Origin of the sequence: Plantactinospora alkalitolerans (assembly GCF_015690345.1) — a bacterium.
In the GTDB taxonomy this organism is placed as follows: Bacteria; Actinomycetota; Actinomycetes; order Mycobacteriales; family Micromonosporaceae; genus Plantactinospora; species Plantactinospora alkalitolerans.
Map to the genome: position 1 here is coordinate 1 of NZ_JADPUN010000408.1, position 19,216 is coordinate 19,216.

At 71.5% G+C, this 19,216-nt stretch carries 21 protein-coding genes; 8 read left to right on the forward strand and 13 right to left on the reverse strand.

Features of this window, described 5'->3' with window-relative positions; translation table 11 throughout:
* Nucleotides 1-540: 540 nt before the first annotated feature.
* Entirely contained in the window at nucleotides 541-3,096 is a 2,556-nt protein-coding gene (locus tag I0C86_RS39785; protein WP_323374143.1) for a beta-xylosidase/alpha-l-arabinosidase, read from the forward strand.
* A 71-nt stretch (nucleotides 3,097-3,167) separates the two neighbouring features.
* Nucleotides 3,168-3,935: a DUF72 domain-containing protein gene (locus I0C86_RS39790; RefSeq protein WP_196206482.1), complete on the forward strand. Its 768-nt coding sequence runs from the start codon at nucleotides 3,168-3,170 to the stop codon at nucleotides 3,933-3,935.
* Here I0C86_RS39790 and I0C86_RS39795 read toward each other — a convergent pair.
* The 3 genes from I0C86_RS39795 to I0C86_RS39805 all read right to left on the reverse strand — a co-directional run bounded on the left by I0C86_RS39795 (nucleotide 3,925) and on the right by I0C86_RS39805 (nucleotide 6,020).
* Nucleotides 3,925-4,353, reverse strand: coding sequence for a DUF2267 domain-containing protein (locus tag I0C86_RS39795; RefSeq protein ID WP_196206483.1), 429 nt, complete (start codon nucleotides 4,351-4,353; stop codon nucleotides 3,925-3,927). The two genes, I0C86_RS39790 and I0C86_RS39795, sit on opposite strands and share 11 nt — an antisense overlap.
* 159 nt (nucleotides 4,354-4,512) lie before the next feature.
* Nucleotides 4,513-5,430: an NAD-dependent epimerase/dehydratase family protein gene (locus I0C86_RS39800; RefSeq protein WP_196206484.1), complete on the reverse strand. Its 918-nt coding sequence runs from the start codon at nucleotides 5,428-5,430 to the stop codon at nucleotides 4,513-4,515.
* Nucleotides 5,427-6,020, reverse strand: a complete 594-nt coding sequence (locus I0C86_RS39805; RefSeq protein ID WP_196206485.1) for a dihydrofolate reductase family protein — start codon at nucleotides 6,018-6,020, stop codon at nucleotides 5,427-5,429. The genes I0C86_RS39800 and I0C86_RS39805 overlap by 4 nt, the downstream gene beginning before the upstream one ends.
* A gap of 191 nt (nucleotides 6,021-6,211) precedes the next feature.
* Between I0C86_RS39805 and I0C86_RS39810 the strand changes: the two genes are divergently transcribed.
* Nucleotides 6,212-7,063, forward strand: coding sequence for a DUF6597 domain-containing transcriptional factor (locus I0C86_RS39810; RefSeq protein ID WP_196206486.1), 852 nt, complete (start codon nucleotides 6,212-6,214; stop codon nucleotides 7,061-7,063).
* A 64-nt stretch (nucleotides 7,064-7,127) separates the two neighbouring features.
* On the opposite strand, the gene I0C86_RS39815 is transcribed toward I0C86_RS39810, so the two are convergent.
* The 5 genes from I0C86_RS39815 to I0C86_RS39835 form a co-directional block, all read right to left on the reverse strand.
* Nucleotides 7,128-7,997, reverse strand: a complete 870-nt coding sequence (locus I0C86_RS39815; protein ID WP_196206487.1) for a DUF72 domain-containing protein — start codon at nucleotides 7,995-7,997, stop codon at nucleotides 7,128-7,130.
* 94 nt (nucleotides 7,998-8,091) lie between these two features.
* Nucleotides 8,092-8,490, reverse strand: a complete 399-nt coding sequence (locus tag I0C86_RS39820) for a TraR/DksA family transcriptional regulator (protein ID WP_196206488.1) — start codon at nucleotides 8,488-8,490, stop codon at nucleotides 8,092-8,094.
* Between the two features lie 139 nt (nucleotides 8,491-8,629).
* Entirely contained in the window at nucleotides 8,630-9,268 is a 639-nt protein-coding gene (locus tag I0C86_RS39825; RefSeq protein WP_196206489.1) for a nucleoside/nucleotide kinase family protein, read from the reverse strand.
* Nucleotides 9,269-9,280: 12 nt separating this feature from the next.
* A complete protein-coding gene (locus I0C86_RS39830; RefSeq protein WP_323374144.1) occupies nucleotides 9,281-10,114 on the reverse strand; it encodes an ABC transporter permease subunit in 834 nt (277 codons plus the stop codon).
* Complete coding sequence (locus I0C86_RS39835) at nucleotides 10,111-11,022, reverse strand: ABC transporter ATP-binding protein (RefSeq protein WP_196206490.1); 912 nt, start codon at nucleotides 11,020-11,022, stop codon at nucleotides 10,111-10,113. The genes I0C86_RS39830 and I0C86_RS39835 overlap by 4 nt, the downstream gene beginning before the upstream one ends.
* Nucleotides 11,023-11,141: 119 nt before the next feature.
* On the opposite strand from I0C86_RS39835, the gene I0C86_RS39840 reads away from it, so the two are divergent.
* The gene (locus I0C86_RS39840) at nucleotides 11,142-12,443 is read left to right on the forward strand and encodes a sensor histidine kinase (RefSeq protein ID WP_196206491.1); all 1,302 of its coding nucleotides are present in this window, start codon (nucleotides 11,142-11,144) and stop codon (nucleotides 12,441-12,443) included.
* Nucleotide 12,444: 1 nt separating this feature from the next.
* Nucleotides 12,445-13,122, forward strand: coding sequence for a response regulator (locus I0C86_RS39845; RefSeq protein WP_196206492.1), 678 nt, complete (start codon nucleotides 12,445-12,447; stop codon nucleotides 13,120-13,122).
* A gap of 2 nt (nucleotides 13,123-13,124) precedes the next feature.
* Here the strand turns inward: I0C86_RS39845 and I0C86_RS39850 are convergent, their stop codons facing one another.
* Nucleotides 13,125-13,739, reverse strand: coding sequence for a winged helix-turn-helix domain-containing protein (locus I0C86_RS39850; protein WP_196206493.1), 615 nt, complete (start codon nucleotides 13,737-13,739; stop codon nucleotides 13,125-13,127).
* A gap of 195 nt (nucleotides 13,740-13,934) precedes the next feature.
* Between I0C86_RS39850 and I0C86_RS39855 the strand changes: the two genes are divergently transcribed.
* Nucleotides 13,935-14,858 carry an AEC family transporter gene (locus I0C86_RS39855; RefSeq protein ID WP_196206494.1) on the forward strand — a complete coding sequence of 308 codons (924 nt, stop codon included), beginning with the start codon at nucleotides 13,935-13,937 and terminating at the stop codon, nucleotides 14,856-14,858.
* 80 nt (nucleotides 14,859-14,938) lie between these two features.
* Here I0C86_RS39855 and I0C86_RS39860 read toward each other — a convergent pair whose 3' ends face one another.
* The 3 genes from I0C86_RS39860 to I0C86_RS39870 are packed head-to-tail and all read right to left on the reverse strand — an operon-like array spanning nucleotide 14,939 to nucleotide 16,756.
* A complete protein-coding gene (locus I0C86_RS39860; protein ID WP_196206495.1) occupies nucleotides 14,939-15,682 on the reverse strand; it encodes a winged helix-turn-helix domain-containing protein in 744 nt (247 codons plus the stop codon).
* Nucleotides 15,683-15,735: 53 nt separating this feature from the next.
* Nucleotides 15,736-16,239, reverse strand: a complete 504-nt coding sequence (locus I0C86_RS39865; RefSeq protein ID WP_323374145.1) for a rhodanese-like domain-containing protein — start codon at nucleotides 16,237-16,239, stop codon at nucleotides 15,736-15,738.
* Nucleotides 16,240-16,294: 55 nt separating this feature from the next.
* Complete coding sequence (locus tag I0C86_RS39870; RefSeq protein WP_196206496.1) at nucleotides 16,295-16,756, reverse strand: cysteine dioxygenase; 462 nt, start codon at nucleotides 16,754-16,756, stop codon at nucleotides 16,295-16,297.
* A 189-nt stretch (nucleotides 16,757-16,945) separates the two neighbouring features.
* On the opposite strand from I0C86_RS39870, the gene I0C86_RS39875 reads away from it, so the two are divergent.
* Nucleotides 16,946-17,491 (forward strand): MOSC domain-containing protein, encoded by a 546-nt coding sequence (locus I0C86_RS39875; RefSeq protein ID WP_196206497.1) that lies wholly within the window; start codon nucleotides 16,946-16,948, stop codon nucleotides 17,489-17,491.
* Between the two features lie 118 nt (nucleotides 17,492-17,609).
* Here the strand turns inward: I0C86_RS39875 and I0C86_RS39880 are convergent, their stop codons facing one another.
* The gene (locus I0C86_RS39880; RefSeq protein ID WP_230395579.1) at nucleotides 17,610-18,320 is read right to left on the reverse strand and encodes an N-acyl homoserine lactonase family protein; all 711 of its coding nucleotides are present in this window, start codon (nucleotides 18,318-18,320) and stop codon (nucleotides 17,610-17,612) included.
* A gap of 179 nt (nucleotides 18,321-18,499) precedes the next feature.
* On the opposite strand from I0C86_RS39880, the gene I0C86_RS39885 reads away from it, so the two are divergent.
* Nucleotides 18,500-19,216, forward strand: a 717-nt coding sequence (locus tag I0C86_RS39885; RefSeq protein ID WP_230395580.1) for an SGNH/GDSL hydrolase family protein, incomplete at its 3' end; no start/stop codon positions are given.

Sequence of the window (19,216 nt, forward strand, 5' to 3'; positions counted from 1 at the left end):
ATTACGACCCGAGCCCCGCCACACCCCGCCACGAGGTGTTCAGGCAGGACCGCCCGATCGGGTCGCAGCCAGATGATCGCCGCCGTCCGGACACCGCCGGTCGCATCGTCGACCTGTAGATGGCGCCGCGCTCCGCGGGAGTGGAGAGGATCATCACCGTCGCGGAGCCATGGCGCTGGGATACCGTGCTCTGCCTGGGCTCTCGCACGAATCCGCCGCCCCTTCGAAGTGGCCCCGGGCCCGACGCTTCCGCCAAACCCGGCCAACAGTCGCACCGGGCGGCGCCGAGCGCCCCGTAAACTTTCGGAGCCGGCCCGATAATTCATCGCGATGCGGCGCACGCTACGACTCCGTGAACGAACGGTCAAGGGCTTCCCAGTGCGGAAACTTGCGAGCTAGTTTCGGTCGCACTACTCTCTCGACGCGGGCCGGACTTTCCGGAAACATGTCGGAAGTAAGCGCGCCGGCAGTTCACCCCACTTCTCGCGACGTGCGGCGGCTGGCGAAAGAGGCCCTGGAACAAGCGACAGGAGGCTGCTCGTGAGCAGCAACCGCAACGCCGCCGATGTCCCTCGGACAACCACCGAGGTCCGACGGCTTGAGGTCACGGCGGTGCACGACGGGCATCCGCACGACGGGCAGCTCACCGCCATCGCGGCTGACGACCCGACGGACAGCGCCCCGGCCGCCGGCAACCCTGACGCCCCACCCCGGTGGCAGGACCCGGGCCTGTCCGTGGCGCAGCGGGTCGAGGACCTGATCGCCCGGCTCTCGCTCGAAGAGAAGATCGCGCAGCTGTACGGCGTCTGGATCGGTGGCAACTCGACCGGCGACGACATGGCGCCACACCAGCACGAGATGGTCGCCGAGGCACCCGACTGGCGGGACCTGATCAACGTCGGCCTCGGCCAGCTCACCAGGCCGTTCGGCACCGCGCCGATCGATCCCGCCCTCGGCGCCCGCGCACTGGCCCGGATGCAGGAGGAGATCGTCGCCGCCAACCGGTTCGGCATCCCGGCGATCGCGCACGAGGAGTGCCTGACCGGCTTCATGACCTGGCAGGCCACCGTCTATCCCACCCCGCTCGCCTGGGGCGCCACCTTCGACCCGGCGCTGGTCGAGCGGATGGCGGTCCAGATCGGCTCGGCGCTGCGGCAGGTCGGCGTACACCAGGGTTTGGCGCCGGTGCTCGACGTGATCCGGGACGCGCGCTGGGGGCGTACCGAGGAGTCGATCGGCGAGGACCCGTACCTGGTGGCCACCGTCGGCACCGCCTACGTCCGCGGTCTCCAGTCGACCGGGGTCATCGCTACCCTCAAGCACTTCGTCGGCTACTCCGCCTCCCGCGCCGGCCGCAACTTCGGCCCCGTCGCGGTCGGCCCCCGGGAACTCGCCGACGTGCTGCTGCCCCCCTTCGAGATGGCGCTCCGGGACGGTGGCGCCGGCTCCGTCATGCACGCCTACAGCGAGATCGACGGTGTGCCGCCGGCCGCCGATCCGGTCCTGCTCACCGACCTGCTCCGGGACCGCTGGGAATTCGCGGGCACGGTCGTCGCCGACTACTTCGGGATCAGCTTCCTCCAGCGGTTGCACAACGTGGCGGCCGACCTCGGCGAGGCGGCGGCGCTGGCCCTGGCCGCCGGGGTGGACGTCGAACTGCCCGCCGGGCACTGCTACAGCGAGCCGCTGATCGACGCGGTCCGTGCCGGCACGGTTCCGGAGTCCCTGGTCGACCGGGCGGTGACCCGGGTACTCCGGCAGAAATGCGAACTCGGGCTGCTCGACGCCAACTGGTCCCCGGTGCCGCCCGCCTTCGCCGGCACCGCCGGGCAGGCGGGCGGCGACGCCCCGGGCCTCCGGGAAGGAAGCATCGACCTCGATCCGCCGGCGAACCGGGAACTGGCCCGGGAACTCGCCGAGGAGTCCGTGGTGCTGCTGGCCAACGCCGGAGCGCTGCCCCTGCGCCCCGCAGGCCGGATCGCCCTCGTCGGGCCGCTGGCCGACAGCGTGACCGGGATGCTCGGGTGCTACACCTTCCCCAGCCACGTGGGCGGGCAACATCCCGAACTGCCGGACGGCGTCGAGATCCCGACCCTGCTCGCGGCGCTGCGGGCCGAACTGCCGGAGACTCCGATCCGGCACGCCCCGGGTGGAACGATCGACGGCCCCACCGACGACTCGCCGGACAACGCCGAGAACCCGGTCGCGGCGGCGGTGGCGGTGGCGTCCGACGCCGACGTCTGCGTCGCGGTGCTCGGCGACCGGGCAGGGCTGTTCGGCAACGGCACCTCGGGTGAGGGTTCCGACGCCGCCGAACTGCGCCTGCCCGGCGCCCAGGCGGAACTGCTGGAAGCACTGCTGGAGACCGGAACCCCGGTGGTGCTGGTCCTGCTCGCCGGTCGGCCGTACGCCCTCGGCGACTGGGCCGACCGGGCGGGTGCGGTGGTGCAGGCGTTCTTCCCCGGCGAGGAGGGCGGACCGGCCGTGGCCCGGATCCTCAGCGGCCGGGTCAACCCGTCCGGCCGGCTACCCGTGAGCGTGCCCCGGAACCCCGGCGGACAGCCGAGCACCTACCTGAGCCCGGCACTGGGACACCGGACCGAGGTCAGCAGCGTCGACCCGACCCCGCTCTTCCCGTTCGGCCACGGCCTGTCGTACACCGAGTTCAGTTGGCCGGAGGTCCGGGTCAACGGCGCGGCGCCGGTACCGGGACGGCCGGTGGAGATCCCGACCGACGGCGAGGTGACCGTGTCGGTCACGGTACGCAACGACGGCGAGCGCAGCGGCACCGAGGTGGTCCAGCTCTACCTGCACGACCCGGTGGCCCAGGTGACCCGGCCGGTGGTGCGGTTGACCGGATACACCCGGGTGCCACTGGCGCCCGGCGAGACCCGTCAGGTCGACTTCCGGGTGCACACCGACCTCACCTCGTTCACCGGCCGGCACGGCCACCGGGTGGTCGAAGCCGGCGACCTGGAGTTGCGGCTCTCCGCCTCGAGCGACGACCACCGGCACACGGTCGCGCTGCGCCTGGTCGGCGACGAACGTCGGGTCGACCACCGCCGGCAGCTCAGCGCCGAGGTGACCATCCGGTAGAGCCCGACGAGAAGCGCGGCACCGCCCGTCGCCGGGCGGATTGCCGCGCCGGGTCGCATACTGGCCGGAGGATGATTCTGCTCGGCACCTCCGGATGGCAGTACCGAGACTGGCGCGGCCGGTTCTATCCCGCCGGCCTGCCGCAGTCGCGCTGGTTGGAGCACTACGCCGAACGGTTCGCCACGGTGGAGGTGAACAACGCCTTCTACCGGTTGCCCGAGCGGGACATCTTCGCGCGGTGGCGCAGCCGGACCCCGGACGACTTCTGCGTCGCCGTCAAGATGAGCCGCTACCTCACCCACATCAAGCGGTTGCGGGAACCCGACGAACCCGTCGACCGGTTCCTGGGTCGGGCCACCGCGCTGGGCGACCGACTCGGACCCGTGCTGCTGCAACTGCCGCCCAACCTGCCGGCCGACGTACCGGCCCTGGATCGGACGCTGTCCCGGTTTCCGTCCGACGTGCGGGTGACCGTCGAGCCGAGACATCCGTCCTGGTGGACCGACCAGACACGTCAGGTACTGGAGCGGCACGGCGCCGCACTCTGCTGGGCGGATCGCGGCGGCCGCCCGGTCACCCCGTTGTGGCGTACCGCCGACTTCGGCTACCTCCGGCTGCACGAGGGCCGCGCCCATCCCCGCCCCCGGTACGGGCGCGCGGCGCTGCGCTCCTGGATCGACCGGATCGGCTCGACGTTCACCGAGGACGAGACGACCTTCGTGTTCTTCAACAACGACCCCGGCGGCGCCGCGATCACCGACGCCGCCGCGCTGGCCGCGACCGCCCGCCGCCGGAACATCCGGATCAGCCGTACACCGACGTTCCGGGCTACGGCATGATCCGGGCCAGGTCCTTCGGCATGGTGGACTTGACGTCGTCCCACTCACCGTCGGTGACGTGCCGGCGGAGCGCGTTCAGCACCGTGTTCACCACGGTCGCCGGCCCGCCCTCGACGTCGAACGGAAACCCGGCCCGGACCTCGTAGAGGAACTCGTCCCGGTTCAACTTGATCGGGACGACGCTCGGATCCCAGCCCTCGAAGTAGATCCCCCGGACCAGCACCGGCAACTGGGCCGCGAAGTGCACGCTCTCCTGCACCGGCAACCGGTCCCGGAGCAGGTGCAGAACCGTCCGCAACGCCGCGTACGACTGGTTGCGGCGCTCCTTCGGCCACCCGTACGCCTGCTCGATGTCCTTCAGGATGAGGTTGGTCTTATCCAACGACGACTCGAAGACCGAGTACGAATTGTTCGCCACGACTGATCCCCCCGTTCCTACCGGCCACCCTCGCCATGCTCGCCGAGAAGCGGGTGAGGGCCGTTCACCCGGTCCGGGTGAAACAGCGGTGGACGCCGCGAATCTCCCGTCCCGTGCCCCGGCGGCAGACCTCGTGCGGAATCAGCCATGGGCGGTTCCTCAGCGAGGATTGTCGGCGCGCCAGGCGGCGTAGTCGGCGACCGCCGCGGCGATGTCGAAGGCCGGCGCGAACCCGGTGTCCCGGGTGAGCCGGCTGATGTCGAGGTAGGGGTCGTCGGTGCCGGCCTGCCGTCCGGGCAGCAGGTCGAGTCGCAGCCCGGGGGTGATCGCCTGCAGCGCGTCCGCGAGTTCCCGGTTGGTGAACGGCCGGCCGCTGGACACGTTGTAGGTGTCGTGCCGCAGGGTTTCCGCAGTCGCCAGCAGCCCGATCGCGCGCCCGGCGTCGGGCGCGTAACAACTGTCGCCGCCATCGCCGGCGTGCAGCGGGCGGGGCTGCTCGTTACGGAGCACGGCGCTGATGTACGGCGGGATGTGGTTGAACGGGGATTCCGGGTCCATCAGCGGCCCCCAGATGCTCCCGATCCGCAGCACGACCGGCTGGACGCCGCTGCCCCGGAGGCTGTGCGTGGTCAGTGGTTCGACGGCCTTCTTGAAGGCGATGATCAGGTGCGGGAGATCCACGGTCGGCAGAGCGAGTTCCTCGTGCCACGGGATCTCGGCCCGGCCGATGTACACGCCGAGGCTGCTGGCGACGGCGAACCTGCGTACCCCCCAGATGCGGGCGGCGTCCAGGGCATGAAGCAGGCCGGTCGTGTCCGTACGGAAGAAGTCGACCGGGTCGTCGCCGGGAACGGTGCCCGCGAGGTGGACGATGTCGCTGATGTTGTGCCGGTCGGCGAGGGCCAGCAGGGCGTCCCGGTCGGTGACGTCGACGGGTTCCACGGTGACCCGGCCGGCGAGGAACGACGGAACCTCGGTCCGGCGGTGCGTGGTGACGACGACCTCGCGGCCGAGGTCGACGAGCGCTCGGGCGGTGTGGGCGCCGATCATGCCCAGCCCGCCGGTGACGAGGATCATCGCAGCACCTCGTAGTGGAGGTGGGTGACGCCGGGGGCGGGGACGGCTTCGACGAGTCGGACCCGCACGTGTGTGGGAAGTGGCTGGAAGAACGGTCGGCCCCCGCCGAGCAGGATCGGCACCTGGTGCAGGATCACCTCGTCGACCAGTCCCGCCGCCAGGGCCGCTGTCGCGACGCCGCCGCCCATGATCGCGACGTCCTTGTCGCCGGCGGCCTCGCGGGCCACGGCGACCGCGTCCTCGATGCCGGTGCCGACGAAGGTCTGCCGCTCGTTGAGCTGCGGCGCCGGGCGGTGGCTGAGCACCACCAGCGGAGCCGTCGGATGGGGGGTGCCGCCTGTCGACCATCCCGAGTCGTCGTAGGTGTTGCGGCCGACCAGGCTGGCGCCGACACGTGCGGCCAGGGCGTCGAAGACGCGAGCACTGGCCCGACTGAGCCGGAACCCGTCCAACACCTCGCTGGGTGTGTCGCCGTCGAAGTACCAGTCGAACAGCATCGTCGCGTCGCCGAGGCCGCGGCCGGCGCCGGGATCGCGACCCGTTATGTACCCGTCGACCGATACTGACAGTGCGGTGAGCACCTTGCTCATGCCGTGGTCCCTTCCGAATTCCTGCCGGAGACTGTGCATCCGTGGCCCGCGACCAGTCGTCGAGCACGGGCGGTCAAACGCTGTCACGTCGTCGGTCCGATCCTCGCCGGTTCGCGGCGTTGACCATGGCCGCCGACGCTACGGGCGTGGGCGCCTCCGCACTTGAACAAATCGGCCACTACGGTGGCCGGATGACACCACCGCCGCGCCGGGAGGCCGAGCAGAGCTACGTCGAGCGGCTACCCGTTCCGGCGCTCGCCGGCCTCGTCTCCGCCGTGTTCATCCAGCGGGTGGCGTCCGGCGGCGGTCCGTACGCGCACCGCAACATGCCCAACGGAAGTGTGGAACTCACCTGCCGTCTCGGCGCCGCGCCGACGGTGACGGGGCCGCTCACCCGCCCGGTCACGCAGGTGCTGGCGCCCGGGACGACAGTGGTCGGACTGCGCCTGCGGCCGGGCGCCGCGCCGTCCCTCCTCGGCCGGCCGGCCTCCGAGCACGTCGACCTCGTCCTGGGAGCCGACGTCTTCTGGGGCGGCCACACCGTCGGGATGCTCGGCGAGCGGATGGCCGGCGCGGCATCGCCGGAGCAGGCACTCACCGTCCTGCAGGCGCATCTCGTGGACCGGCTGCCCGATGCCGCCCCGCTCGATCCGCTCGTCTCGGGTGCGGTATGCCGGCTGATGCCCGGACGGGCCAGGGAGGTGACGTCGCTGACGTCCAGCCTGTACGTCTCGGAACGCAGCCTGCGGCGCCGCTGCCTCGCGGCGGTCGGCGTGCCGCCGAAGACGTTGCACCGGATGCTGCGCTTTCAGGGCGTTCTCGCGGCCGCCCAGCGGGCGATCGCCCAGGGCCGGACACCGACCGAGGGCGGCCTGGCCCGGGTGGCCGTCGACGCGGGCTACGCCGACCACTCCCATCTGGACCGGGAATGTCGGCGGCTGACCGGCGTCTCCGCGCGGACGTTCCTGCTACAGACCGCCGAGCAGTGCGCCTGTGGGCACGACCACGCGGCGTCGTACGAACCGCTGCTCCGGTCAGCCTGACGGCCGCTGGCCGCAGGACGTCGAGCCGGGCCCGGGAGGTCGGGCTACCCGGTCCAACCGTTCTTCACCTGCCCAGCGCGTCTTTCAGGGTGTCGGCATTGACCTGCGCATAGTCCCGGTAACAGTTGTTGAACAGCACGTGCGTCTCCGCCGCGTCGTCGGCCAGGCGGCGGAGTTTGGGGGCCCAGTCCGCCAACTCCCGATCGGAATACCGGTAGCCGAACTTGTCGTAGATGTTCTTGCTGGTCCACTTCTCGCTGTGGCCGTGGAAGCGGACCACCGCCAGGTCGGCGGTGGCGACCAGCACCGGCGGCACCGACGACCGGTGGCCCTGCGGCATGTCCACGCAGACGTACGGCAACTCGTGCTGGCGCAGGAACTCCAGCGTCTCGTCCCGGTTCTCGTCGGCGAACCAGGAGGCGTGCCGGAACTCGAAGACCGCCCGCATCGGTTCGCAGCGTCGCCGCACCTCCAGCAGGTACTGCTTGTTGTCCCGCCGGATGGTGAACCACGGCGGGAACTGGAACAGCAGCGCGCCCAGCTTGCCGGCCCCGGCCAGCGGCTCCAGCGCCGACAGGAACCGGGTCCACACCTCCTCGTACGCCTGCGGGTCCAGGTCACCCGGGTAGATGTTCTTCTTCTCGGTGTCCGGCCGAAGGTCCTTGTACAGCGCGGACACCCGGGTCGGGTGCCCGGTCAGCAGGCTGAACGCCTTGACGTTGAAGGTGAAGTCGCCCGGCGTACGACCCACCCACAGTTCCGCGGTCCGTTCCGCCGGTGGCGAGTAGTACGTGGCGTCGACCTCGACCAGCGGGAAGTGTGTGGCGTAGTGCGCGAGTCGGCGTTCCGGCGTGTCCGCGTTCGCCGGGTACCAACCTGATTCGAGCAGGGTCTTGTCCGTCCACGACGCCGTACCGACCTTGATCTCGCCCATGGCTCCAGTTCACCCGCCCCGACCGGGTCGGGCAACCCGGGCACGTGGGACGGATGCGGGCCGGGTCGGCGGGACAGGCGACACGGAGGCCGGCTCAGGCCGCCCGGCGTTCCCGGGTCTGCTTGCAGGACACGCAGGTGGTGGCGGATGGGAAGATCTCCAGCCGCTCCACCGGAATCGAGTCGCCGCAGCCCTCGCACCAGCCGTACGCGCCCTCGTCCAGCCGGCTCAGGGCATGCTCGAACTGCGCCCGACGATCGAGGATGGTCCGCAGCAGCGACTGGGCGGTGTCCCGCTCGGCGGTCTTCGTGCCGCTGTCGGCCTGGTCGTCGCCGGCCGTGTCGCCGACCTCCACCAGCCGGAGGACCTGGCTCTGCGTCAACGCCTCGTCGTACTCGACGGTCAGCTCGTCGTAGCGTGCCCGCAGGGCGCGACGGATCTGGTCGCTGTCCGCCGCAGAACGGCGGGTGCCGATTGCCTCGTTGACGAGCATGCGCTGCCTGCCTTTCCCGTAGAAGAGACGGAACCGCTGTCCTGGACGGTATGTCCGGGTGCGGTCCGTCATGAGCTGCGCGATTACCCAGCGGTCGGCGCGGCCAAACCGCCGATTCGTCCTCGGTCGTCCGACACTTTCATCCGACACTTTCCGGCTCGACCATCGCAGGATGGCGCGGGTCGTCCATCCGGACCACCACGTCGGCGAACATCGACGGTCCGACCTCCTCGGCATAGCGGGCGAACGCCGGCAACGTCCAACGCGCCGAGGCCGGGGTACGCCGCGCCAGCGCGCCGGGCGACAACACGAGATGGACCGTCACGTCGAACGGAAGACCGCCGCCGAGCAGCAGCGACCCGCTGACCAGAAGCACGCCGCCGGGCGGCAGGAGAAGGTAGTCGGCCCGGGTGGCCCGGTCGGTCTCCGCGTTCCACAGCGACGGCAGGATCCGGCCCGAGCCACCCGGACCGGCCGGATCGAGTACCTCGCGACGCAGTCCCGCCTCGTCGAGCCAGCCCCCGTAGTAGGCGTCGGGATTGGTCCGGCCGTACTCGTAGCGCAGGGACGCCGGACGCAGGAAGTCCGCCGCGTCGACCCGTACCGCCGGGCGCCCCCGGACCCGCAACGGGTCGACGAGCGCGTCGGCCAGCCGGCCGGGCTCGGCGCCCGGCGGGCCGTCGACCGCGACCCGCAGCCAGCCGCCGCCACCCGCACCGGCCAGCCGCTCGGCCACCTCGTCCACCAGCAGTTCCGGGGTGATCGGTCGGACCCTCATCCGACCATCGTGTCAGGCGTCGCGGCGGCGCAGCACCAGGTAGCCGCCGAGCAGCGAGGCCGCCGTCCAGAGTACGAGAAGGCCGACGCCGGTCCACGGGCCGTAGTCCCGGGCCCAGCGCGCGTCGTCCTGCGGACCGGCCAGATGCATGATCACCCAACTCGTCTGGTCCGGCAGGAACTGGGTGACGGTCCGGACCTTCGGAATGTTGCCGAGCCCCTGGGCACCGAGGAAGAACACCGGAAGCAGGACCGCCAACGAGCGCACCGAACCGCGCAGCATCGCGGTCACGCCGAGGGCGAACAGGCAGAGCAGGGTCAGATGCAGGCAGGCGCCGACGACCGCGGCCGGCGCTCCGGCGGAGCCGAGCGAGACCCCGTACCGGCCCAGTGCCGCCTGGGCGGTGAAGAAGCTGACCAGTACCGTGGGCACCGCGACGGCGAGGGCCAGCAGCCCGGTGGCGAGCACCTTGCCGAGGTAGACCAGGCCGCGCTGTGGCACCGCGACCAGCGTGGCCCGGATCGTGCCGGAACTGTATTCGCTGCCCAGCACCAGCACCCCGAACACCACCAGGGCGAGCTGGCCGAGGGTGAGGCCGAAGAAGGCGGCGAAGAGCGGGAGGTCGCCGCCACGCTGCTGCTCGGACGACCTGGCGAAGCTGAATCCCACCAGCAGGCTCAGGCCGACGCTGACGACGAAGGTCGGCAACAGGGTCCAGATCGTCGACCGGACAGTTCGGATCTTGGTCAGTTCCGCCAGCAGGACCGCGCCGGCCGAGGCCGGGCCCGGCCGGCCCGCCGCCGACCCGGAGTGCACGCTGGACGTGACGCCGAGGCTGCTTCTCACCGGCCACCCTCCGCCCGGTACTGCACGGCATCCCCGGTGAGCCGCATGAACGCCTCCTCCAGCGAGGCGCCCTGCGCACTGACCTCGTGCACGGTCAGCCGGTGGGCCGAGGCCAGCTCGCCGATCCGGGCGGCCTCCGCTCCGTACGCCTCGAGCGCGCCGTCCTCGGCCGTCCGGACCCGGAGACCGGCGGCGGTCAGGACGTCCCGCATCCGCTCCGGCTCAGGGGTACGGATCCGTACGTGCGAGCCCGAGTGCTCCGCGACGAACTCCTGTACCCCGCTGTCGGCGAGCAGCCGGCCCCGGCCGATAACCACGAGATGGTCTGCGGTGAGCGCCATCTCGCTCATCAGGTGGCTGGAGACGAGGACCGTCCGTCCCTCGGCCGCGAGACCGCGCATCAGGTCGCGGATCCACCGGATGCCCTCCGGATCGAGCCCGTTCACCGGCTCGTCGAAGAGCAGCACCGGCGGGTCCCCGAGCAGCGCGGCGGCGACACCGAGCCGCTGGACCATCCCGAGCGAGAAGCCACCGACCCGCCGCTTCGACACGCCCTCCAGACCGACCAGCGTCAACACCTCCCGGACCCGGGCCCGGGGTATCCGGTTGCTCTGCGCCAGCCACAGCAGATGGTGGTAGGCGCTCCGTCCGCCGTGCACGGATCTGGCCTCCAGCAGGGCTCCGACCCGGCGCAGGGGCGAGACCTGGCTCCGGTAGGACCGCCCGTCGATCAGGACCTCACCGGCGCTCGGACGGTCGAGGCCGAGCATCATCCGGATTGTTGTGGACTTGCCGGCACCGTTCGGGCCGAGGAAGCCGGTCACCTGCCCGGGGCGGACCGTGAACGAGAGCCCGTCGACCGCCACCGTGCTCCCGTACCGCTTGCTGATGTTCCGTACGTCGATCACGCCGGTCACGCTAGGGAACGGCGGCGGCCGGAACAGTCCTCGAAAGTCGCCGATCGCCACGACGAAGGTGAACCGCAGGGCGGCACCGGTCGACCCGACCAGAACGTAGCCTGCATTGCATGACGCGCCGACACCTTCTCGCCGCCGCTGTGCTGACGGCCGACACCGCGCTGCTGGCGGGCAGGCACGGAGCCGACCTGCCGCCCTGGGCAGTCCCGGCGTACGCCCTCGTCGTGGCGCTGGTGATCGCGCTGTGCCGGCGGGCCCCACTGGCGGCGTTCGCGGTCGCGCTGGTCCTCGCCCTGGTGACCGGTACGGCGTACGTCCTGCTGCTCTGGGTCGCGTACCAGACCGGGCGGGAGATCGTGTCCCGCTCCGGTACGGCGATGCTGGTCGGCACGGCGCTCGGCGCGCTGACCGTCCAACTCGTCGGGCTGCCGGCGCGGCCGGGCGCGGTCTCCAGCCTGGTCGCGACGTACCTCGTCTTCGTGGCGCTGCCGGTGCTGGTCGGCCGGTACCTGGCCCAGCAGGAGCGGCTGGTGTCGACACTCGACCGGCACAATCGGCAACTCCGCCGGGAGCGGGAACTCGTCGCCGAGCGGGAGCAGCTGCGGGAGCGGCTACGGATCGCCCGGGACATGCACGACTCGCTCGGCCACCGGCTCAGTCTGGTCTCGGTGCAGGCGGCGGCGTTGGAGGTGTCGGCACTGCCGGTCCCGCAGCGCCGGGCCGTCCAGCACCTGGCCCGCGCGACCCGGGACGCCATGGACGAACTGTACGGACTGGTCGGCGCGCTCCGGAGCGAGCGCGGTACCGCTCAGCGGTCGCCGGGGGTGGAGTCGATCGACGCCCTGGTGACGCAGTTCCGGACGGCCGGCGTACCGGTGACGCTGCGCCGCTGCGGAACGCCCCGACCGCTCGCGCCGGCGGCCGGGCAGGCGGCGTACCGGGTGGTGCAGGAGGGGCTGACGAACGCGGCCAAGCACGCACCGGGCCGGGTCGTGACGGTACGGGTCACCTGGGAGCCGGACGCCCTGCTGATCTCCCTGGTCAACCCGCTGCGCGACGGTGACGGCCCGAGCGACGACGGTGACCGCCCGAGCGACGACGGTGCCGGCCCGAGCGATCCGGCCGTCGATGCCGGGCATGGCCTGGCGGGACTGCGCGAACGGATGGTCCCGGTCGGCGGGTTCGTCGAACACGGCCCGGCCGGGAACGGTTGGCGCCTCGTCGCCATGCTGCCGGCCACCACCGGTCCGGCCGACCTTCCCGGATGGGAACCGGCCGGGCTCACCGCTTTTCCCGGGCCCGAGCCGGAGCCGGTTCCGGCCGGACGGATCCGAACCCTCGGACTCGGGCTCGCCACCGCAGCCGTGATGTTCCTGCTGCTGCCCGGCAGCATGCTCCTCGGGATCGGTTGAGATGGTTCGGGTACTGCTCGCCGACGACGAGCCGCTGATCCGGGCCGGCATCCGTACCGTGCTCGAATCGGCCGCCGACATCACGGTCGTGGCCGAGGCGACGAACGGCCGGGCAGCGGTGGACAAGGCGGTCCGGTACCGCCCGGACGTGGTGCTGCTCGACATCAAGATGCCGGTGCTGGACGGGTTGGGCGCGGTCGAGGAGCTACGGCGGCAGGCACCGGAGGTCCCGGTCGTCCTGCTGACCTCCTTCGGCGCCGAACCGAACGTGCTGCGGGCGGTGCAGCACCGGGTGGCGGGCTTCGTCCTGAAGAACTGCACGCCGGACGAGCTGATCCGCGCGGTCCGGGCCGCGCACGAGGGCGACGCCTACCTCTCCCCCGCGGTGACCCGGCTGCTGCTGGGCATGCTCACGCCGGTGGCGGTCGAACGCAGGCGCGATGCCGCCGACCGGCTGGCGGCACTGAGCCCACGGGAGTCGGATGTCCTGGCTCTGGTCGCCGAGGGCCTGTCCAACGCCGAGATCGGCCGGCGGTTGGCGATGAGCGAGGCGAGCATCAAGACATACGTGAGCCGGATCCTGACCAAACTCGACTGCACGAACCGGGTTCAGGCGGCCCTGCTGGTCCGGGACGCGGAGGTGCCGGCTCCCGGACCCGGTGCCCGGACCCGTCCCTGAAGTCAGCCGTTGCGGTCGATCGTCACCACTGCCTCGTCGGCGAGCCGGTAGCCCACGCCGTACACCGTCGTGACCAGTGGTACGTCGGCGCCGACCTTGCCGCGCAGCCGCCGGATGTGCACGTCCACGGTCCGTACGCCGGTGTGCTCGTAACCCCAGACCGCCGCCAGCAACTGGAGTCGGGTGAAGACCCGGCGTGGATGGGCGACCAGGTGCATCAGCAGGTCGAATTCGAGCCGGGTGAGCGGCAGCAGGTCCCCGCCCAGCAGCACCGACCGGGACGCCGCGAGGATGTGCAGCCCGGGGTGACCGACACCGGTCGCCGAGCGGGCGGACTGTCTGGCGCTCGGATTCTCGCCGCGGCGTTCCGTCGTGCCGACGGTCCCACCACTGATCGTGGCCTCGCCTCTTTCCACCAGTTCCCGAGCGGCTTCGAGCAGCCGACGGGCCGGTGGGGTGAGAGTCTCCTCGCAGCCGACGAGCGGGATGGAGAGCGTCACCGTCAGCGTCGGCGAGGCCGAACCGGCGGGCCGGCGCGACGCCCCCGGTGGTCGGCCTGGGCCGGCAGGCTGGGCGGTGTGCCATCCGGCACGCGACGAGGCGGGGCTGACCGACATGGTCCTCCTTGGCTACTCCGGGTGTTCCCCCGCACGGCCCGAACCGCCGCTGACTCGATGCTTCCGGCCACCGGGGCGAGGGTCAAGGGGACACGGCGATGCATGAATGTGACAATCGACAAACTCACCGGAATCACTTGCTTGCTCTTAGTACCAGATCTTGGCCTCCGCCGTGCACCCGGCAGGATGGTCAACATGCGGGGAGTGTTGGCGGGGCTCGGCGTGATCTGGTCGGTCACCCTCGTCGGTTACCTGGTCGGCCGGTACGGTCTGCTCGGTCCACACGGCACGGCGGTGATCGCGCGGCTCGTCTTCCTGATCGCCACCCCGGCCCTGCTGCTCAGCACGCTGGCCCGGTCCACAGTGGCCGATCTGGTCAGCCCGGCCATGACCGCCTTCGTGCTGAGTACGCTGATCGTGGCGGCGGTCTATCTCCTGCTCGCCCGGTACGTCTGGCACCACCCGACCGGAGAGGCCACCGTCGGCGTGCTCGCCGCGTCGTACGTCAACGCCGCCAACCTCGGGTTGCCCGTCGCCGCGTACGTGCTGGGCGACGTGTCGTTCGTCGCCCCCGTACTCATCTTCCAGGTGCTGATGGCGACGCCCGTCGCACTCGCCGTGCTCGATCTCGGCACCGCCGACCGGCGCCCCTCGGTACGTCGTCTGGCGCTACTGCCGGCCCGGAACCCGATCATGCTGGGCTGCGCCGGCGGCTTGCTCATCTCGGTTTCCGGTTGGCATCCGCCGGTCGAGGTGCTGCGACCGTTCGAACTGGTCGGATCGGCCGCCGTTCCGCTGGCCCTGCTCGCCCTGGGCATGTCGCTGCCCGGCAGCCGACCGTTGGCGGCCGGTTCCGACGCCGTCCCGCGCGTCGTCGCGGTGGTGCTCAAGGTACTGGTGCAGCCCTTCCTGGCGTACCTGATCGCGCGGTTCGCCCTGAGGCTGGCCGGACCGGCACTGCTGGCCGCCGTCGTCACCTCGGCCCTGCCGACCGCGCAGAACGTCTTCGTCTTCGCCACCCACTACCAGCGGGGGCAGGCGCTGGCCCGGGACGCCGTCGTGCTCTCCACCGTGGCCGCCGCGGTCTCGCTCACCGTGATCGCCACCTGGTTGGCCTGAACCTGGTTGAGCCGATCCCGTGGGCCTGACCCGGTTGGCCCGACCCGTCCGGGTGCCGGCCCGGCAGCTCCGGTCCGGCGTCACAACAACGAGACGCCGGGACCCCAGCCGTCGCCGCCGTCGTCGGCGAGCCGGATCGGGGCGTCGTCGGCGAGTCGGTAACCCACCCCGTGCACGGTGGTCACCAACGGCACCTCGTCACCGACCTTGGCGCGCAGCCGGCGTACGTGCACGTCGACGGTGCGGGCCACGGCGTGCTCGTAGCCCCAGACGTTGCTGAGCAACTGCAACCGGGTGAACACCCGGCGGGGATGTCGGGCCAGGAACACCAGCAGGTCGAACTCGAGCCGGGTGAGCGGAACGGGCGATTCGCCCCGGAGCACCACCCGGGGCCCGGTCAGCACCCGCAGGATCCGGGCGTCGTTCGGGCCCGCCCCGCCCGGCTGGTCACCGGGACCCGCACCCGGGTCGACCTCGCCGAACGGGCCGGCGGACAGCGGCCCGGCGGACAACGGCCCGGCGGACAACGGCCCGGCGGACAACGGCCCGGCGGACGCCGGCTCGGCACCGACCGGCCCGGCCGAGGTCGGCCTGGCCGACACCCCGGTCACCGCCGTGATGCCCGTACCCCGATCGACCAGGTCCCGGACCAGGTCGAGCAGCAGCGAGAGTTCCGGAGTGAGCCGCTCGCCGACGAGTGGTATGTCGAGGGTGACCCGGAGGACCGGAACCTCCCCGGCGGACGAGGGCCGGCGGCGGGGCGATCCGGCCCGGGACGGCCCGGCCGGTGAGTACGTGCGCGGATGGATGGCGACGACCGACATGAGTGCTCCTTCGTGGGATGCGGTCCGGTCCCCCGCGCGCGGTGGCGCGCGGGTCAGGTGAACGTCCGCCGGGCGGTTTCCAGCGGCGCGGAAGTGGGCTGGGCGTAGACGTCCGTCGGTCCGAAGGCCGGTAGCCCGAGCCCTCGCCAGGCGACGAACCCGCCGACGATGTCGGTGGCCAGCCGCAGACCGAGGTCCTGCAACGCGGCGGCGGCCAGCGACGAGGTGTAGCCCTCCTGGCAGAAGACGATGACCGGCAGGTCGTACCGGTCGGCGACGGGCAACCGCGCGACGCTGCGCGGATCGAGTCGCCATTCCAGGACGTTCCGTTCGATGACCAGCGCGCCGGGAACCGATCCGGTGGCGGCCCGCTGGGCGGCCGGACGGATGTCCACCAGTACCGCGCCGGCCCGGGCGGCGAGGTGCGCCGCCTCGGGCTCCAGGCGACGCAGCCGCACCCGGGCGGCGTCGAGGATCTCGTCGATGCTCCTCGAACCCACCGGGGCCTGCGCTCCCGCACACTCGCCAGCCGGCTCTCGGAGGTTGGTCAGGTTCACCGTACTGTCCTTCCGTCGTATCGGGCCTCGATCCCACCCCACGCGGCAGTCCCGCTCACCAGGCGACCCCGGCCTCGGCCACCTCCGCGACCCGCAGCCGCCCGTCGTCGAGGTGGTAGCGCGTCATGCTGCGCAGCGCGGGACGGTAGACGTGCACGCTCACGGCCGGCTGGTCACCCCGGTTGCTCACCCGGTGCACGTGCCGGGCGCCGAAGCGGCGACCGGCTCCCGTGCCGAGTTCGCGGGGGCGCAGCCCGCCACCGACCACCGTCTCCTCGGTGAGCGCACCGGCGGCGACCAGGAAGGCTCCGGCCGATCCGCCGTGGTCGTGCAGGTCGGTGTGCTGACCGGGCAGCCAGGTCAGCAGCCAGACCTCGTGGTCGGTGGCGGCGGTGAGCCGGTGGTACCACCGCTGCGCCGGGTCGAACTGGAGCGGTACGGGCCACCGCGCGGCGCGGGCCGCCTCGGTGGCGTACCGGCGGGCGATGGTCAGCGGGTCCGGAAAGATGGAGATCATTTATGGGTCCTCGTGGCAGGCGTTCGACTACCGAGAAGAGTAGCCTACAAAACCTACTTGTTTTATAGGTTATTCCACAACCCTCATGCCCTGCATGCCCGCAGACCGCCGTCACCAGGCCGATTACGATCAACGGGTGGTCGTGACCGCCCCGGCGGATGCGGCGGTACCTGACGACGGGGAGGTCCGATGAACGCGGCGGTGGTGACGGCGGTGGCCCGGGACGAGGGGCACCATTTCAGCAAGCCGAGCCGGGACAGCATCCGGCTACTGGCCGGGTTGGGCGTGGAGGGCGACGCGCATCTCGGTGTCACCGTCAGGCACCGCTCCCGGGTGGCCCAGGATCCGACCCAGCCCAACCTCCGCCAGGTGCACCTGATCCACTCCGAGTTGCACGACGAACTGCGTGCGGTCGGTCACCAGGTCGCGCCCGGCGAGATGGGCGAGAACGTCACCACCCGAGGCGTCGACCTGCTCGGCCTGCCCGTCGGCACCCTGCTTCGGCTCGGCGACGCGGCGGTGGTCGAGGTGACCGGGCTGCGCAACCCGTGCGCGCAGATCGACAATTTCCAGTCGGGGCTGCTGAAGCGGGTCGTCAGCCGGAACGAGGCGGGCGACCTGGTCCGCCTGGCCGGCATCATGGGCGTGGTACGCGAGGGCGGCGAGGTCCGGCCCGGCGACGAGATCCGGATCGAACTTCCGGCGGAGCCGCACCGGCCACTCGACCGGGTCTGAGCCGACCCGTGGCGTCCGGGGTCAGGCCGGTTGGTGCACCCACTGCCTTGCGGCGACGTAGCCGGCCAGCACCGAACTCGGGGCTGCGGAGGCTCAACAGCCCGCTTGCGGGACCGTCTCACCCCGACGCCGGCTCCCAGACCGCGCCGTCGTGTGCGAACAGGATCCGAGCCGGGTCGAGGTCGACCAGCCGGGGCAGCCATGCCGGCACCGGCGGCAACGGGGCGGCCACCCCGTCGCGGGACGCTCGCAGGGCCAGTTCGTCCGAGCCGTACCCGGTGGCGAAGTCCCGGGCCTGACCGGCGAGGATGACCGTGCCGTCGAGCTGGCGCAGGACCAGGGACTGGTGGCCGGCGGTGTGTCCGGGTGTCGGAACGATCCGGACGCCGGGCCAGATCTCGGCCTCGCCGTCCAGCTCCTCGTAGCGGGCGCCCGGAAAGTCGACCAGTTCGGGGATCGTGTGGCCGGGCGTCCGGGCGACGGTGAGTTCCGTACGCTGCACGACGATCGGCCGGCCGGCGAGGGCCGGGTTCCCGCCGCAGTGGTCGAAGTGCAGGTGACAGTTGACGACCAGCGTGATGTCGTCCGGTCCCACTCCGGCGGCGTCGAGTGCGGTCGCCAGTGGACGGCGACGCGGCCGGTAGTGGGCCTCGGTATCCGGATCCACCGCGCCGATGCCGGTATCGAACAGGAGCAGCCCCTCGGGACGCCGGACCAGATAGCCGTACGCCGGCTCGACCCTCGGCTCCGGCCCACCCACCTCGACGGCCGGACGGACGAAGTAACCAAGGTCCAGGCGGCGCACCTCCGCGTCCCGCACGGTCATCATCCCATCCTCGCCACCGGCGTCACCGCGTCAAGACCGGTTCACCACGGGCGTAAGTCCGCCGCAGGATCGGCCAGCGTTGCGCAGACTTGACCGGTTGAGTTCCAGCACAGTTACCTGCTTCAATGTCCCGGGAGCACAGGGCCGGCACGTACCACCCATCACCGTGACAGGAGACAATCATGCTCCGCAGGCCCCTGCTCAACACCGTCGTCGCCGCGCTCGTCGTGGCGTTCGGGACGCTCGTCGTCGCACAGCCCGCGCAACCGGCAGCGCCCGCCCCGGTCCGCATCATGCCGCTCGGTGACTCGATCACCGGTTCCCCCGGCTGCTGGCGGTCCGTCCTCTGGAACCGGTTGCAGAACACCGGCTACACCAACATCGACTTCGTCGGCACGCTCGGGCCGCAGGGCTGCGGACAGCCGTACGACGGGGAGAACGAAGGTCACGGCGGCGCCCTGGTGACGACCGTGGCCGACCAGAACCAGTTGCCGCCCTGGCTGGCCGCCACCCGCCCGGACATCGTGCTGATGCACTTCGGCACCAACGACGTCTGGAGCAACCGCGCCCCCGCGACCATCCTGGCCGCGTACGGGAAACTGGTGGACCAGATGCGGGCCAGCAACGCCAGCATGAAGATCCTGGTCGCGAAGATCATCCCGATGACGCCGAGCAACTGTGCCGAGTGCGCCCAGCGGGCGGTCGCGCTCAACGACGCCATACCGGCCTGGGCCGCCTCGAAGACCAGCGGGCAGTCGCCGATCGTGGTGGTGGACCAGTGGACGGGTTTCAGCACCGGCAGCGACACCTACGACGGCGTACACCCGAACGCCGCCGGTGACCAGAAGATGTCCGACCGGTGGTACCCGGCACTGGTCGCGGCCCTGAACGGGGTGATC